This is a genomic window from Parasphingorhabdus sp. DH2-15 (assembly GCF_051668705.1).
In the GTDB taxonomy this organism is placed as follows: Bacteria; Pseudomonadota; Alphaproteobacteria; order Sphingomonadales; family Sphingomonadaceae; genus Alterisphingorhabdus.
Map to the genome: position 1 here is coordinate 2,802,041 of NZ_CP196351.1, position 15,093 is coordinate 2,817,133.

The window sequence follows — 15,093 nt, forward strand, 5'->3', positions numbered from 1 at the left end:
TTATATAATCTTATCAGCGTTATAGACTATTGCTATACACAAAAAGGCTATGGCTAGCATCCCGCTGCGAGAGATCATCGGCACTTTCAGCTTCGGCAGATAGGCCGCAAGATAGTTTGGAATATCGCCTGTAATGCTCATCTCCCAACCCTTGCGCAGATGCTCACCTTGAAAGATATTGAAGATGCGCGTCGCGCCCTTATCCTCTGTCGCAACCAGATCCTCAAAGCTATAGGCCCCGCTGCGCCATTCATTGCTGTACAATATAAACATGTCGCCAACAGTCTCGATACGTACTGACTGCTTGCGCGAGCGATCGGCTTCGCGAAACTGGATTGAATAGTCTCCCATAACGGGCAAGGCTTCGCACAAAATGGTTAAGGAAGCGTTTTGACCCACTATGCCGTCTTATCAACCCATGGTCAGGCCAGGGCTGCGGCCTCAACCTGATGCAGTCGCTCTTTGCCAAAGAACATATCATCACCAACAAAAAATGTCGGGATGCCAAAGGCCCCGCGATCAACTGCCGCCTGTGTGCGCACCATAAGCTCCTGCTTAATATCCGCATCATTATAGACGGCGGCCAGCGCTGCGCCATCAAAGCCGCTCTCGTTCATCGCTGCAATATAGGCCGCAGCATCGCCCATATTAATGCCTTTTTCCCACATGGCGACTAGGCCAGCCTCAATATAATCCATCAGCCGGCCTTGCTGCTCTGCCACCAATGCGCCGCGCATCAACATCACTGTATTGATGGGAAAATGCGGGTTCATCTGGAAATCTGTAATATTATGCGCTGTGATAAAGCGGCCAAATTCCAGCTGTTCATAGGCCAGTTTTTTGGGAATATTGGCAAAGGCCATCATTGGTGCCTGATTGCCCGTTAATTTGAATATCCCGCCCAGCAGCGCCAGCTTATAATCAAAATTGATGCCCGTACGCGCGCTGATTGCTGGCAAGGCGCGGTGCACCAAATAGGCATTGGGGCTGGCAAAATCGAAGATGAAATCCACGGCTTTGGGCTGTTCGCTGGTCATTATTGTGTCTCCTCACCAATTTTCTTTCCATGGCCGCAGGTCCAATTCATGCGTCCATGCTGATCGCGGCTGTTCATGCAGCATCACATAATTGGCGGCAATGGCATCGGGTGACAAAATCGCATCCTGATCGCGCATCGCATCAACCCCGGGCACATTATCGCGGATAAAGTTGGAATCGATCATGCCGTCCACCACCACATGCGCAACATGAATGCCGTGCGGCCCCAGTTCACGCGCCATGCTCTGCGCCAATGCCCGCAATGCAAATTTCGCACTGGCAAAAGCAGAGAAGCCATTGCCGCCCCGCACACTGGCCGTTGCTCCGGTAAAAATGACCGTACCCGCACCGCGCGGCACCATATATTTTGCTGCCTCACGCCCGGTTAAAAAGCCCGCAAAGGCGGCCATTTCCCACACTTTGCGATAGACCCGCGCCGTGGTTTCGCGAATGCCAAAACGCACATTGGCGCCGATATTGAACACCACCACAGATAGCGGGGCAATATCCTGCTCAATGCGCGCAAATAATGCTGTCATCGCCTCTTCATCGCGTGCATCCACAGGGCACGCCACAGCTTCACCGCCGCGCGCCGCAATATCCGCAACCAAATCGTCAAGCGCATCAGCATGGCGCGGCCGCCGTGCGACACAGACAATATATCCCTTCGCCGCAAAGGCGCGCGCAATCGCACTGCCCGTATCGTCCCCTGCACCGATTATTAGACAGCTGCGTTTTGTGCTCATCACCCTGCTTCCCGATCTTTTTATCACGCTCACAGATTTTCACGCACCTTGCAAGAGCAGCTTAGCCAGTAATCATCCTTATTGTGTTGGTTCCTGTACCGCCAAAGCGCCTTTAACGGCGGACAAAAGTTTTGCTGGCTGATCATCCATAATGAAATGATAGCTATCTTCCACCTCGACCAGGCGCTTATTGGTTAGAGCCTGATAGGCTGCGCTATATAATGGAGTCAGTCTCTGTGCGGGAAATAACCCACAGAACAATTGGGGAACACACTCGACTCAGAGTTGGATTCCGTTTACCAAAAGAATTGGCCCAGCGATGGTTCAGATCGCTGGGCCGGTTTTGTAACCCGCGTTGGAGGCGGGTCGTGATCACTATTGAGTACTACGCTCGTGATTGGTTGCGGTCAACCTTCAAGGCATCCCTTTGGAGTAAATATGACTAAAGAAGTAATAGATGCAAAAGCCAATTCAGATGGCAACATTACTCATGTAAAACTGAGCGGTAACAAGAGCTATACACCTTTGGATACTGCTATGAAAATGGCTGACAAAGGTCAGATTTCAAATGCTCGTTCAGTACGGCCTAGAAATGGTGCGAAAGACCATTTGCGTACCAATCCGGACGGAAAAAAGGGTAATAATCTCGACAATATGACTGGCGATAACTAAGCCAGTTATAAACTGACGGAGCGCTCCATTATCTTGCCTAGCTGGAAGTCGACTATGGTCCGACAAAGGATGGCAGCAATGGAGCGCCTTTTTTCTGCCGAATATCAGCAACAAACATTTGCGCGTCCAGTTTAACGTAATTGTAGGACATAACGCCTTCGTACATTATTGTCGGTGTTTTGTTGGTTGATGCTATCTATCCTGTGCAGGGGTTTCAGCAAAGCGGTGCAGGCGATAATCATCCTTTAATCCTGCGACCAATCCGTCCCACACTTTAGGGGATGAAATCAGCCCCGGAATAAGAATGATATTACGCCCTGCCTTGCCATCCACTTGGAGGGCAGGACATTGTTTTTCATCGTCTGTATTGGCTGTGTGAAAAGCGGCAGCTGCAGCAAAAGGCAGGCCACATATCAGCACCAAAAGCGTTATGATGATCCGCATATCAGCCCTGCTCTTTCTCAAAAATCTCTTCGATAGCCATATCGAACAGTTCCGCTATTCTAAACGCCAATGGCAGCGAAGGGTCATAGCGTCCCTTCTCAATGGCATTGACCGATTGGCGCGATATTCCCAAATGCTCACCCAGATCCTGTTGGGACCAGTCACGTTCCGCGCGCAGCACTTTCAAACGGTTTTTCACGCACGCCACCGCACTAGAGGCGCCGCAAAACCCAGCATCGCAAACCAGATGACCCCGATCCATTGCGGGCCAGCGGCAAGCACCTCATAGACTTTCAGAAATTGCCAAACCGTCGTCAGCGCAAGTGTCATTCCCGTAGCCAGCAAAAATTGTTTGGCAAAAAGCAGGCGCTGATACTCGTCATCACATTCGACAAGTAACCTGAATATGGTCCAGAAAACCCCGCAGATCGGCAAAGCCGTTAGCAGGGCGAGAAAAATCAGCACAATCTGCGATTGATCGCCCTGCCGTGCATAGGTCAGCCCGCCTATCAACACCACCATATAGGCACCCATAAATGCGAACAGACGTTTGGTATAATTTTTCATATAATGTGGCATCGCCATGGAAACTACCCTTTCATTTATGGAAAGGGTGTTTGTCATTTCTATTCCATTTTGTCAAGTGTGTTTTCCATATTGGAAACCAAACTTGCTTATTACAGCCATGTTTGACGTATCTGATCATCATATTGAGCACGGCATAAATATGATGCGCGCGGTGCTTGCTTTCGTAAAACCCATGAACACGCCAACAAGGTGCCTTGCCATTTGCTGCTAATCCCGCCAAATGCTGAATCTATGACTGATATGATAAAAATTACCCTTCCTGATGGCTCTGAACGGCAGGTTGAGCACGGCACGACACCCGCGCAAATTGCCGCCGATATCGGGCCCGGCCTTGCCAAAGCCGCCATGGCCGCACGCATTGATGGTGAAGTGCGCGATATTATGCGCCCATTGGAAGAAGATACACTGCTTGCGCTGATCACCGCGCGTGATGAGGCTGAGGCGCTGGAGCTGGTGCGCCATGATTATGCACATGTGCTGGCTGAGGCTGTGCAAAGCCTGTTCCCCGGTACCCAGATCACCTTTGGTCCGGCGACTGATGACGGCTTTTACTATGATGTCAAAGCGCCGGAAACGCGCGATCCGTTTTCCATGGATGACCTGCCAGCCATTGAAGAAGAAATGCGCCGCATCATCAAGGCGGATAAACCGCTGATCCGCGAAGTCTGGTCGCGCGCCAACCTAATCAAGAAATGGGCGGATGATGGCGAGAGTTTTAAAGCTGAATGGGCGGGCGAGCTGCCTGAAAATGAAGAGTTGACCGTCTATTGGTCGGGCGAACCACAAAGCGATGGCGCGTGGATGGATATGTGCCGCGGGCCGCATCTGGCCAGCACGGGCAAGCTGGACCCGCAAGCGTTCAAGCTGATGCGCGTGGCCGGTGCCTATTGGCGCGGCGACCAGAATAATGCGCAGCTGACCCGTATTTACGGCACAGGCTGGCTGAACAAAAAACAGCTTAATGCCCATTTGCATATGCTGGAAGAAGCGGCCAAGCGCGACCACCGCAAGCTGGGGCAGGAAATGGACCTGTTCCACTTTCAACCAGAAGCGCAAGGCAGCTGTTTCTGGCATCCACAGGGTTTTGTTATCTGGCGTGAACTAGAGGCCTATATGCGCCGCGCCATTGATAATGGCGGCTATGAAGAGATTAAGACGCCGCAGCTTATGGATGTGAAGCAGTGGGAGCAATCGGGCCATTGGGGCAAATATTCCGAAAATATGTTTGCTGTGCCCGATGAAGTGCCGGATGCGGAAAGCGATGGCCCGGTGATCAGCGGCGAAGGCGATATGATGGCGATTAAGCCCATGAATTGCCCTGCGCATGTGCTGGTTTTCCGTCAGGGTATCAAATCCTATCGTGATCTGCCGCTGCGGCTGTTCGAGCATGGCTGTTGCCACCGTAATGAGCCGCACGGCGCTCTGCACGGCCTGATGCGCGTGCGTCAATTCACGCAGGATGATGCACATATCTTCTGCCGCGAAGACCAGATCGTAGAGGAAACCCGCATATTCTGTGAGTTGGCGGACCGTGTGTATAAAGATTTGGGCTTTGAAAAATACGCCATCAAATTGGCGCTGCGTCCGGAAAAACGCTTTGGCAGCGATAATGATTGGGACAAGGCCGAAGAAGAATTGCGTCAGGCCGTTATTGATGCCGGTATGGCAACGGAAGAATTTGGCTGGGAAGAATTGCCGGGCGAAGGGGCCTTTTACGCGCCCAAGCTGGAATGGCATTTGACCGATGCCATTGGGCGGACCTGGCAAGTTGGCACCATTCAGTCAGACCGCGTATTGCCCGAACGGCTGGACGCCAGCTATGTTGGTGAGGATGGCGAGCGCCATCGCCCCGTTATGCTGCACCGCGCGATTTTTGGCAGCTATGAGCGCTTTATCGGCATTTTGATTGAGAATTATGCTGGCAAGCTACCCGTCTGGCTGGCCCCGACACAAGCCGTTGTAGCGACCATTGTTTCGGATGCCGATGATTATGCCAAACAGGTTGTTGCCAAGCTAAAAGCCGCTGGCATTCGTGTTGACGCTGATCTGCGCAACGAAAAGATCAACTATAAAGTGCGTGAGCATAGTCTGGCCAAAGTGCCCAATCTGTTGGTTGTCGGCAAGCAAGAGGCCGAAAAAGGCAGCGTGGCCCTGCGCCAATTGGGTGAGAAACAACAGCAATTCCTGCCGCTGGATGAGGCCATTGCCATGCTGAAACGCGACGCAACACCGCCCGATTTGCGCGAATAAAAGCAGCAGAGATGGGGTATTGGAGCCTACGCATCGGGCTGAGCGCTCTATTGCTGGCAATGGGCCTTACAGCTTATGGCTTTTATGAAGCCACCAGTAAGCCAGTGGCGCGGCGCGCGGCAATCTCAGTCGATGACTGGCCAAAGGACACACCGCCTCTGCGTGTCCTTTTGCTTGCCGATACGCAAATGGCCGGCCCGGACATGTGGCCAGAGCGGCTCACCAATATTGTCAATCAAGTGAATCAGGAACAGGCAGATATAATTCTCCTCGCGGGTGACTTTGTGAGTGAGAAACGTCTGGCCACCCGATATTATACTGCCGACGAAGCAATTGCCCCGCTTGCAAAGTTGGCGGCGCCTATGGGCGTTTATGCAGTGCTGGGCAATCATGATTATTGGAGCGATGAGCAAGGCTTTGTCGCTGCACTCAAACGGCATGACATCACATTATTGCGCAACGAAGCACTGGCCGTCGGCCCGTTCAATCTGATCGGTGTCGATGATGAATATACGGGCCGTGCTGATTTGGACAAAACGGCAAAGTCACTTGCGAAACTGTCACAAACGGCGCCCAATATTCTGTTTACACATGGGCCAGATATCGTTCCCGACCTGCCCTTTGATACAGATATCGTCATGGCAGGCCACACCCATTGCGGGCAAATCGCACTGCCCATAATCGGCATATTATCCTATGTCTCTCGCTATGGCAGCCGCTTTAATTGCGGATTGATTGAGGATGAAGGGCGAAAAGTCATCGTCACAGCAGGCATGGGCACCAGCATCATGCCCATCCGCATCGGAGCGCCGCCTGACTATTGGGTCGTGACACTTGGCCCTGATATGTGAGCGAGCATATATATTCTGCCGCTTATAGCCCTATTGCGGTAAGCAATTGCTGTATCCAGCCGCCATTGCCTTCACGGAACTGAAAGGTGTTGGTATACGCCCAGGGACAGCCATCAATATCAGCATCGCCATAGGCGGTGTTGACGGCTTCATAATATTCAGCGCGCTCATCCAGCACGACATCCTCAAAAACACCATATTCGCCTAGCCATAAAGGGCGGCCAGTACGCGCCATAAAATCGCGCGCTATCTGAACATCTCTCGCAAGCTGATCACGGTCAGCCTGGGTAAAGCGCACCCCTGTTGGTGGAACAGGTGTAATAAAAGGCGCGCCCTGATGGGTAAAGAAAAACGGATCATAATAATGGAATGTTGCAATGATATAAGGATCATTGGGTATTGGCAGCGTCGCAAGCGAGCGAATACTACTAAACCCTTCACCGCCGACAACAACTGGCCGTGTGGGGTTGGAAACGCGTATCTCTGCAAGGGCGGGGTTTAATATGCTCAGCAAGTTGCGATTGGTAAGGTTGACGCTGGGCTCGTTCAGTAACTCAAACCACAGAACATCATTCGGATAGCTGGCAAATTGATCGCCCACTTGGCGCCAAATACCCGCCAGACGCGGGGCCTCCAACTCCGGATTTTCATAAATATCACCTTGCGGATCACTATAATGGTGCAAATCCAGCACAACGCGTAGCCCCGCCGCGCGCGCTTGATCCACCACCTCTATCACACGCGCCATGAAATCGGGATCGATCGCATAGGGCGCATTGGTGTCGGCATGGTTTGACCAGCGTACAGGCAAGCGCACGGTTTCGAAACCTTCCGCAGCAATGGCCGCAAAATCCGTATCATTGATGGGGCGGCCAAAATCACCTTCATTGGGCGCCTCCAAATGATTGCCCATATTGATGCATGCCCCTGTGCGCGCATCGGCCTGTGTTAAAGCCGAAGCAACCGGCGTGGTGGGCAAAGGTGTGGCCGGTGGTGGCGGAGGAGGAGGTGGTGGAGGCGGTGGTGGGGACGGCGGCGCGGAAGCAATGGGTGGCGGCGGCGATATGCTGACCGGCGATGATGTCTCAGAATCTCCACCACATGCCGCGAGAGTACACAACGCGCCAGCCAAGATCGTTGTAGAGCCTATTATATGTCCCATAGCCTTACCCCCTGCGTTAGCGCTAACCATATGCCAATAGTCAACCAAGTCAGTCAAGGCCTGCACAAATAATGCGATAACCGCCCTGTCTCTGCCAGTGCACTGCCGTGAAATCACTTAGGCTTGAACGCTCTGGAGCACTATTTTGCATCAGCTTACACCCATTTGCGTTGCATAAAGGGCGCAGTTGCCACTGTTCACAGCGTCAAAGAGTGATTTGCCCCTTTATTAACGCCAGCAAAGACCCTAATAGACTTGCAGACTTACAAAACTCAGGAGAATGACCCATACGCTCGCCAACTTCACGCCGCGGACCTTCGGCTCCGCCGAAAAACGGTCCACGATTTAACGATTTTATCCAATCTCCTACTGTAAGGGTGATTGATGACCAGGGCGAAAATCTGGGCATATTGGACACTGACGAAGCGGTAGAACGCGCCAAGGCCGTGGGTCTTGATCTGGTGGAAGTCTCCCCCAATGCAGAACCGCCTGTCGCCAAATTTCTGGACATCGGCAAGTTTAAATATGAGGCTCAGAAAAAGGCCAATCTTGCACGTAAATCACAGAAGACGCAGGACATCAAAGAAATCAAGATGCGCCCCAATATCGACAATCATGATTATGATGTGAAGATGAAAAAGGTACACCAATTTATCGGTAATGGCGATAAGGTGAAGGTTACTTTGCGTTTTCGCGGCCGTGAAATGGCACACCAGCAACTGGGCATGCAATTGTTGCAACGTGTTCAGGAAGACACCAAAGAAGACGCAAAGGTTGAGGCTTATCCTCGCCTTGAAGGTCGGCAAATGCTGATGGTGTTGTCACCCAAATAATAGCTGCGCAAACAGTATTTTATGCGCGCTCATTCAAAAATAATAGAGAAAGATAGGTCACGCCGCAGCGCGCTTGCGCTCGGCGTGACCAACATATTATGCCTGTTATTATAGAACAGCAATCATCTCTTCACTCAGCGTCCATAAACGCTCAGCCGCTTCGGCATCCGCTGCATAGGGCATGACATTTTTATAGCGCACAGGCTCTGCTGGATTGTCCATCTGCGCAACATCGCAATCCTCGCAATATAGGCCGCCTGAATCGGCCAACTGTGGATGGGTTGCGGCCCATAGGCTGGTGCCAGCACCCTGGCTGGGTGTTTTAAACATTTTGGCAGCCGCTTCCGACGGTTCGCCATCTTCATTCAACCAACCCATAGCCACCATTTCTTCCCTAGGAAGGTGCCGCTGCAAAGGCGTCATAATACCGCCGGGATGAACGGAAAAGGCGCGAGCACCAAATGCAGAAAGCCGTTTGTTCAGCCCTATGGCAAACAAGGCATTCGCCGTTTTTGACTGGCCATAAGCCTGCCATTTATCATATTCGCCATCACGGAAATGTGGATCGTCCCAGCGGATATCACTCAGCTTATGGCCTGTAGATGACAGGGTGACGACGCGCACATCGCTACCCTTTTGCTGGGCAGTCGCTTCAAGCATTGGCATCAACGCTTTGGCGAGGGCAAAATGCCCCAAATGATTAACGCCAAATTGCTGTTCCCAACCATTTGGCCCAATCCGCGTTTCAGGACAGGCCATGATACCGGCATTGTTAATCAATAGGTCAAGACGATTATGATTATTGGCAAAGCCTTCAGCAAAGCCATTGACCGAATCCAGATCCGCCAAATCCATAGATTCGACATGAACATCACCCAATATATCAACCAGAGCTGCATGCGCGCGCGGCATATCGCGAGCAGGGACGATAACAGTCGCACCTGCCTTCGCAAGCGCGCGCACCGTTTCCACACCAAGGCCGGAATAGCCGCCAGTTACAATAGCCGTTTTGCCGTTAAGCGAGCGGCCTTTCAAAATATCATTTGGCTCACTAAACATTCCGAATCCGGAACGAATGGGATGTTGTTTATGTTTTGTCATTAGCATGCCCCTTTTCGATGAAGCCAAATATTCTCATAGATTGCTAAAAAAGCAAGCATTATGAACGGGTCTATGCCAAGGCTGTCACAATAGGTAAATGCGTGTAACCAAGATCGCGTGCTACAGCTTCATAAGTAACATTACCATTCCAGATGTTCAGACCCTCTGCCAGATGCGGGTCGCTGCGCATGGCCTCTTTCCAGCCCAGATTGGCAATTCTCAGAGCATGTGGCAGCGTCACATTGTTGAGAGCATAGGTAGAGGTCCGTGATACCGCACCTGGCATATTGGCTACGCAATAATGTACGACATCATCAACCACATAGGTTGGTTCAGCATGGGTCGTGGCTTTGGATGTTTCAAAGCAACCGCCCTGATCAATGGCAACATCCACCAGAACGGCGCCCGGTTTCATTGTACTCAGCATGGCGCGCGTAACCAGTTTTGGCGCTGCAGCACCGGGTATCAGAACTGCGCCAATCACCAGATCAGCCTCCGCCACGCATTCGGCAAGATTGGCAAGGTTGGAAAAGCGCGTTTTCGCGCGTGCTTCAAAATAATGCCCCAAACGCTCCAGCACGTCGGGATCGCGGTCCAATATGGTCACATCTGCCCCGACACCAGCCGCCATTTGCGCTGCGTTAAAGCCTACTACGCCCCCACCGATCACAGCAACTTTGGCCGGTGCCACGCCAGGCACGCCGCCCAACAGCACACCGCGTCCACCATGGGCCTTTTCCAAAGCGGTCGCGCCCGCTTGGATAGACATGCGCCCTGCAACCTGACTCATGGGCTTAAGCAATGGCAGACCGCCCTTACCTGTCACCGTTTCATAGGCGATACATGTCGCACCAGATTTCACCAGATCGGCGGTTTGTTCAGGGTCCGGGGCGAGATGCAAATAGGTATAAAGCACTTGACCTTGACGCAGCATAGCGCGTTCATTTGCCTGAGGTTCTTTGACTTTAACCACCATGTCGCAGCGTTCAAAGATTGCTTCTGGTCCATCCACCAATTCAGCGCCCGCCGCCTGATAATCGTCATCACTTGCCCCTATACCAAGCCCAGCCGATTTTTCGACCAACACTTGATGACCATGTTCGACAAGTTCGCGTGCACTTTCAGGCGTTAAGCCAACGCGATATTCATGGTTTTTGATTTCTTTGGGGGTGCCAATACGCATAAAACGACTCTCTCATGATGATGATCAGCGCCGATCATAATAAAAATCTCGTGCCATGACGAGAGGATGCGTTAACAAAATTTCACTGCTGTGAAATTATTTGTCGCACACTCATATCAATCGCAATGTCAGCATGACATTATCGCCCTCTATAAGGCCCTCTGCCTTGCGCACTTTGGCCTTTACCGGCAGCAAATATTCTGCGCCCTTTTTGCTCGGAAAAATTGACGTTCGCCAGATAGTTGCGCCAATCTGTGCCTCTACTTTAAGGCTTCCCCAACCACGCTTTCTGGGCAGACCAAGCTCAAGTCTGGCTATTGCAGCATGGTCATGAATATTGCTGGCAATATCGCCATCTATGGTCAAAAAATGCCAACTGCCCTTACCTGTATCGGAGTGCCAGACCCAAAGCGCCGAGCGTATCGACAAGCAATCTGCGTTCACTCGGCCTCAGCAGAAACCCGCCTGATCGGTACGGGAATATTACAGATATCTGCGCCGCCCGCAGGCACATTAAAAAACGGGTCGCGCCGATTGGCCCGCGCATCGGCATATTCAGCAAAGCTCTGGCCATCAGTATCAAGATACTCAAAGCGCATCTGCTCACCATCCGCAAGATCAGTCGCCAGTCTTACCGAAACAATAGGTACGCGCTTGCTTGGGTCTTCATAGAACCCCAAAAAGCCTTTGCCGCGCGGCAGGCTGCTCATATGTTCCATACCCTCAATAATCCGTCCGACCAGCGCAATATTGCGGTCCAAATGGCGCGGTGCGTGGCCAATTACGGTGTATAGTTCCGCGCCGCTGCCCGTATCAGGCGAAAGATTGCGACCAACACCGACCATAGCATAGCAATGAACAGGCCAACGTATCGCGGAATCCGGTGTTCCTCCTGCTGCAAGGGGCCAGCCACGCTCAAATGCTGTGTAGCTGATAACATTGCCTCGCGGTATGGTGATCTTCGCAAATTTGCGCCAATTGGCAGCATCGCCTCTCACGACATAGCTGCTTTCAGGCACCACTTCCAAACCCTGTGGCAGCGGCTTTTCTGCTGCGCCTTCCTCGGTGAAACTGCCCCATTGGGTGACATAATTATCCTGCACACGGTTAATGCTGGTGCCATCCCACCATTTTGCCGCCGCCAGTTTGCGAATATTGCGTATCCAGCCTTGCGAATATGGCTCTGGCATAAGCTGAATGACCACTCGCCGTGCACTGCCATCAGCATCCGGCGCCAAATCCATCACCAGCAAATCAGCCGGGGCAATAGCGACCCATTGATCAGTGGCCGCCTGCTCGACAATCTGGTTCGGGGAAGGTGCAGGAGGAGGAGTTTCTGCTGGCGCGGTGTTTTGCGCGTTTATAGCCATCGGACTAACAGCAAGGGCCAGTGCCGCAATGGGCATTGATATGGGCATTTTGAGAAGCTTTTTCATAAGAGCATATGCTAAGCCATTTACGGAGCTTGCGAAAGGGGGAAATCGTGTCTAAGAGCGCGGTTCGGATTTGGCACACGCCAAAACCAAAGACCAAATATCCGCTTTTGTCATCCATGCCAAAGGCACAATATAGACGGACACGTGGCCGAGTGGTCGAAGGCGCACGCCTGGAAAGTGTGTAAAGGGGCAACTCTTTCGTGGGTTCGAATCCCACCGTGTCCGCCATTCTTGTTATGATGCGCCGCGCAACTGTACTGCAAGAGAGGGTAAGCGCTGCATAACGCGTCAATCATCAAGCCCATAGAGCGCAAGGGCTGAGTGACATCTACTTTACTGCCTGACTCAGTTTGGCCTTCTCATAGCTCTTTTATGAGTGACATGTTGTAGTAAGCTTCAAGCCGTTAGGTAATTTTCATCATGATCTTGATGACATTCTCATCACGGGCATCGAAAATCCGATAAGCCTCCGCGCCGTCGGCTAGGTCCTTCTGGTGGCGGCAAATCCACCTTGCTGAAGATCATGTTGGGGCTTGTCGAACCAGAAAATGGCGAAATACTGATTGACGGTCTGCCACTGCACCGTTTTGGTTATAAGAGCTTTCACCGCCAAATTGCTGCTGTGTTGCAGGAAGACAGCTTGTTTGGTGGTTCGCTGGCGGACAATATCGCCTTGTTCGATGATGAAGTGAATATGGAGCTTGTTGTTGCAGCAGCTGCTGCCGCCTCTATCCATCATGATATTGCGGCGATGCCCATGCAATATGAAACACTGGTTGGCGATATGGGTTCTACGCTTTCCGGTGGGCAGAAACAACGCGTGTTGCTGGCCCGCGCACTTTACCGGCGCCCCAAAATTCTCCTTATGGATGAAGGCACGGCGCACCTTGATGCACAGCACGAACAGGCCGTTAATGCGGCCATCGCATCTATGGGTATCACCCGCATCATTATCGCTCATCGCCAAGAGACGATTGATGCTGCTGATCGCATACTGATCATGCAGGGCGGCAAGTTGATCGAATCAGATTAACTCGGCTATTCCCTGATGCGTCTTTTGCATCGTATCATGGGTTTATTCTTATCATATACCGGTCTTCGCGGATGTCCAAAAAGGCATATTGACATAACTCGATATATATCGATATAATGAAATATGCGAAAAACCAGAGCGCCTTCAAAAGCCACGCAATTAGCCCTGATTGCCCTGCTCGATGCTCCGCATGGCATGTACGGTTATGAGATAATGCAAAAGGCCAGCATAAAACCCGGCACGCTGTACCCCATGCTGGCCAGGCTGGAGGATCAAGAGCTTTTGACCTCCCATTGGCAAGAAGCAAGTGTCGAAGGGCGGCCGCCCAGACATGTTTACGCCCTTTCTGAAACAGGCAGGGTTTTCGCCAAAAGTCTGGTAGAAAGATCATCGCCGGATGGTGCATCGCAAGCAAAGCCTAATTCCGCATGAGACACCGCCAATTGATATTCTTGATTGACTTGCTGACACCTCGCCATCGCAAGAAGTGGGCGCAGGCAATGTGCGCGGAAATTTCTGTCATCGATAGGGATAGCAAAGCCATAGTCTTCGGATTGGGATGCCTTTTGGCCTGTTTACACTTTCATTGGGAAATCAAGATCGCACCCGGCGAAAGATGGAGCCTTATCATGAAAGACCGTTTCACTATATTCACATTTGCTTCGGGGTTAATCGCCAGCATTATTGGGCTGACCTATCTCTCGGCATCGGGCGCGCCGCAAACCATGATCATCGTCAATATAGCGGCTACACTATTGGGCATTATACTCGCTATTGGCGCCATCCTCTCCATCCGCATGACAAAGCGTTTTGCGATACTGGCCGCGCTCATTGCATCACTAACCCTGTTGGCCACCGCTCTCTTTGGTTACGCAATCGAGGATGCGAGGCGGTGGATATTGATGGGGCCTTTTTTCGTCCAGACCAGCCTGATCCTTTTACCCAGCATCGCACTTTGCTTCGCAAGATCCCAAAATCTCTGGACCTTATTGGCGATATGTGCAGCTGGATTAGCTGTGGCGATCCAACCAGATCGGGCAATGGCCGCCATGTTGAGCGGGACGGCAATTATCATTTGCTGCAAGAAAGCGAGCAGCATGACAATCACGGCCGCCATATTCTGCTCTATCGCGTTTATGGCGACACTGCTCCAGCCTGATCGCCTGCCAGCAGTGCCATTTGTCGATCATATTCTCTGGACAGCTTTTGATGTCCATGCGACGCTTGGACTGTCGCTCTGGTTCGGATGTCTGATAATGATATGTCCGGTCCTGCTGCTCCCCAGAGCTAATCGCACAATAGTCCATTATATATTCGCATCAAGCTGGCTCATCATTATCGCATCAGCAGCTTTGGGAGCCTATCCGACACCGATGCTTGGCTATGGAGCAAGCGCAATAATCGGGTATTTTTTGAGCCTGATATTCGTACAGCCTTTGACGGATGCGCACTCTTCTACTAACAGCACAGCCGTAAACGGCGAAGCAAGTGGCGAGATAAAAGAGGCGGAGAGTTTCGGGGCAAAGTTTGAACTCGGAGCCGGTCTCAAGCCGCGAAGCGATAGACCAGAGAAAAATGGCGGACACGGAGGGATTCGAACCCTCGAAGCCCCGTAAAGAGCTTGCCTCCTTAGCAGGGAGGTGGTTTCAGCCGCTCACCCACGTGTCCGTTGCCATGCAGCATGATTGAGCATCAAGGCGCGGCCTATAGCTAGCTATATGCTGCTAATCAAGTGATGATACGCGCAATCGATGCT

At 51.9% G+C, this 15,093-nt stretch carries 19 protein-coding genes and 2 tRNA genes; 9 read left to right on the forward strand and 12 right to left on the reverse strand.

Annotated elements, in window-relative coordinates; translation table 11 throughout:
* The 3 genes from ACR9YC_RS13035 to ACR9YC_RS13045 all read right to left on the reverse strand — a co-directional run bounded on the left by ACR9YC_RS13035 (position 1) and on the right by ACR9YC_RS13045 (position 1,784).
* Positions 1–351 (reverse strand): hypothetical protein, encoded by a 351-nt coding sequence (locus ACR9YC_RS13035; RefSeq protein WP_438728345.1) that lies wholly within the window; start codon positions 349–351, stop codon positions 1–3.
* A gap of 71 nt (positions 352–422) precedes the next feature.
* Entirely contained in the window at positions 423–1,037 is a 615-nt protein-coding gene (locus ACR9YC_RS13040) for a 2-hydroxychromene-2-carboxylate isomerase (protein WP_438728347.1), read from the reverse strand.
* Between the two features lie 12 nt (positions 1,038–1,049).
* The gene (locus tag ACR9YC_RS13045; RefSeq protein ID WP_438728349.1) at positions 1,050–1,784 is read right to left on the reverse strand and encodes an SDR family oxidoreductase; all 735 of its coding nucleotides are present in this window, start codon (positions 1,782–1,784) and stop codon (positions 1,050–1,052) included.
* Positions 1,785–2,222: 438 nt separating this feature from the next.
* Between ACR9YC_RS13045 and ACR9YC_RS13050 the strand changes: the two genes are divergently transcribed.
* Positions 2,223–2,456 carry a DUF3892 domain-containing protein gene (locus tag ACR9YC_RS13050; RefSeq protein ID WP_438728351.1) on the forward strand — a complete coding sequence of 78 codons (234 nt, stop codon included), beginning with the start codon at positions 2,223–2,225 and terminating at the stop codon, positions 2,454–2,456.
* 192 nt (positions 2,457–2,648) lie between these two features.
* Here the strand turns inward: ACR9YC_RS13050 and ACR9YC_RS13055 are convergent, their stop codons facing one another.
* The 3 genes from ACR9YC_RS13055 to ACR9YC_RS13065 are packed head-to-tail and all read right to left on the reverse strand — an operon-like array spanning position 2,649 to position 3,485.
* Positions 2,649–2,900: a hypothetical protein gene (locus tag ACR9YC_RS13055; protein ID WP_438728353.1), complete on the reverse strand. Its 252-nt coding sequence runs from the start codon at positions 2,898–2,900 to the stop codon at positions 2,649–2,651.
* A gap of 1 nt (position 2,901) precedes the next feature.
* The gene (locus tag ACR9YC_RS13060) at positions 2,902–3,099 is read right to left on the reverse strand and encodes a helix-turn-helix transcriptional regulator (protein WP_438728355.1); all 198 of its coding nucleotides are present in this window, start codon (positions 3,097–3,099) and stop codon (positions 2,902–2,904) included.
* Positions 3,096–3,485, reverse strand: a complete 390-nt coding sequence (locus ACR9YC_RS13065; protein ID WP_438728357.1) for a hypothetical protein — start codon at positions 3,483–3,485, stop codon at positions 3,096–3,098. Before ACR9YC_RS13065 ends, ACR9YC_RS13060 begins: the two co-directional genes overlap by 4 nt.
* A 234-nt stretch (positions 3,486–3,719) precedes the next feature.
* Here ACR9YC_RS13065 and thrS point away from each other — a divergent pair, with 234 nt between their 5' ends.
* Positions 3,720–5,738, forward strand: a complete 2,019-nt coding sequence (thrS, locus tag ACR9YC_RS13070) for a threonine--tRNA ligase (protein ID WP_438728359.1) — start codon at positions 3,720–3,722, stop codon at positions 5,736–5,738.
* An 11-nt stretch (positions 5,739–5,749) separates the two neighbouring features.
* Positions 5,750–6,589 carry a metallophosphoesterase gene (locus tag ACR9YC_RS13075; protein ID WP_438728361.1) on the forward strand — a complete coding sequence of 280 codons (840 nt, stop codon included), beginning with the start codon at positions 5,750–5,752 and terminating at the stop codon, positions 6,587–6,589.
* Between the two features lie 22 nt (positions 6,590–6,611).
* Here ACR9YC_RS13075 and ACR9YC_RS13080 read toward each other — a convergent pair whose 3' ends face one another.
* Positions 6,612–7,502, reverse strand: coding sequence for a glycoside hydrolase family 5 protein (locus ACR9YC_RS13080; protein ID WP_438728363.1), 891 nt, complete (start codon positions 7,500–7,502; stop codon positions 6,612–6,614).
* 1 nt (position 7,503) lies between these two features.
* Between ACR9YC_RS13080 and ACR9YC_RS13085 the strand changes: the two genes are divergently transcribed.
* A complete protein-coding gene (locus ACR9YC_RS13085) occupies positions 7,504–7,791 on the forward strand; it encodes a hypothetical protein (RefSeq protein WP_438728366.1) in 288 nt (95 codons plus the stop codon).
* Positions 7,792–8,038: 247 nt separating this feature from the next.
* Positions 8,039–8,584, forward strand: a complete 546-nt coding sequence (gene infC, locus ACR9YC_RS13090; RefSeq protein ID WP_438731848.1) for a translation initiation factor IF-3 — start codon at positions 8,039–8,041, stop codon at positions 8,582–8,584.
* A gap of 108 nt (positions 8,585–8,692) precedes the next feature.
* Here infC and ACR9YC_RS13095 read toward each other — a convergent pair whose 3' ends face one another.
* The 4 genes from ACR9YC_RS13095 to ACR9YC_RS13110 all read right to left on the reverse strand — a co-directional run bounded on the left by ACR9YC_RS13095 (position 8,693) and on the right by ACR9YC_RS13110 (position 12,304).
* On the reverse strand, positions 8,693–9,685 hold the full coding sequence (locus ACR9YC_RS13095) for an oxidoreductase (RefSeq protein ID WP_438728368.1): 993 nt from the start codon (positions 9,683–9,685) through the stop codon (positions 8,693–8,695).
* A 70-nt stretch (positions 9,686–9,755) separates the two neighbouring features.
* Positions 9,756–10,868, reverse strand: coding sequence for an alanine dehydrogenase (gene ald, locus ACR9YC_RS13100; protein WP_438728369.1), 1,113 nt, complete (start codon positions 10,866–10,868; stop codon positions 9,756–9,758).
* A gap of 111 nt (positions 10,869–10,979) precedes the next feature.
* Entirely contained in the window at positions 10,980–11,312 is a 333-nt protein-coding gene (locus tag ACR9YC_RS13105; RefSeq protein WP_438728371.1) for a DUF1905 domain-containing protein, read from the reverse strand.
* Positions 11,309–12,304 carry a peptidylprolyl isomerase gene (locus ACR9YC_RS13110; protein ID WP_438728373.1) on the reverse strand — a complete coding sequence of 332 codons (996 nt, stop codon included), beginning with the start codon at positions 12,302–12,304 and terminating at the stop codon, positions 11,309–11,311. Before ACR9YC_RS13110 ends, ACR9YC_RS13105 begins: the two co-directional genes overlap by 4 nt.
* A gap of 138 nt (positions 12,305–12,442) precedes the next feature.
* On the opposite strand from ACR9YC_RS13110, the gene ACR9YC_RS13115 reads away from it, so the two are divergent.
* From ACR9YC_RS13115 to ACR9YC_RS13130, 4 genes are all read left to right on the forward strand, one after another.
* Positions 12,443–12,532 (forward strand) — tRNA-Ser (locus ACR9YC_RS13115).
* 283 nt (positions 12,533–12,815) lie between these two features.
* On the forward strand, positions 12,816–13,337 hold the full coding sequence (locus ACR9YC_RS13120; protein WP_438728375.1) for an ATP-binding cassette domain-containing protein: 522 nt from the start codon (positions 12,816–12,818) through the stop codon (positions 13,335–13,337).
* Between the two features lie 123 nt (positions 13,338–13,460).
* On the forward strand, positions 13,461–13,769 hold the full coding sequence (locus ACR9YC_RS13125) for a PadR family transcriptional regulator (protein ID WP_438728377.1): 309 nt from the start codon (positions 13,461–13,463) through the stop codon (positions 13,767–13,769).
* A gap of 197 nt (positions 13,770–13,966) precedes the next feature.
* Positions 13,967–14,953, forward strand: coding sequence for a hypothetical protein (locus ACR9YC_RS13130; protein WP_438728379.1), 987 nt, complete (start codon positions 13,967–13,969; stop codon positions 14,951–14,953).
* On the opposite strand, the gene ACR9YC_RS13135 is transcribed toward ACR9YC_RS13130, so the two are convergent.
* A tRNA-Ser gene (locus tag ACR9YC_RS13135) sits at positions 14,914–15,005 on the reverse strand. The two genes, ACR9YC_RS13130 and ACR9YC_RS13135, sit on opposite strands and share 40 nt — an antisense overlap.
* Between the last annotated feature and the right edge of the window lie 88 nt (positions 15,006–15,093).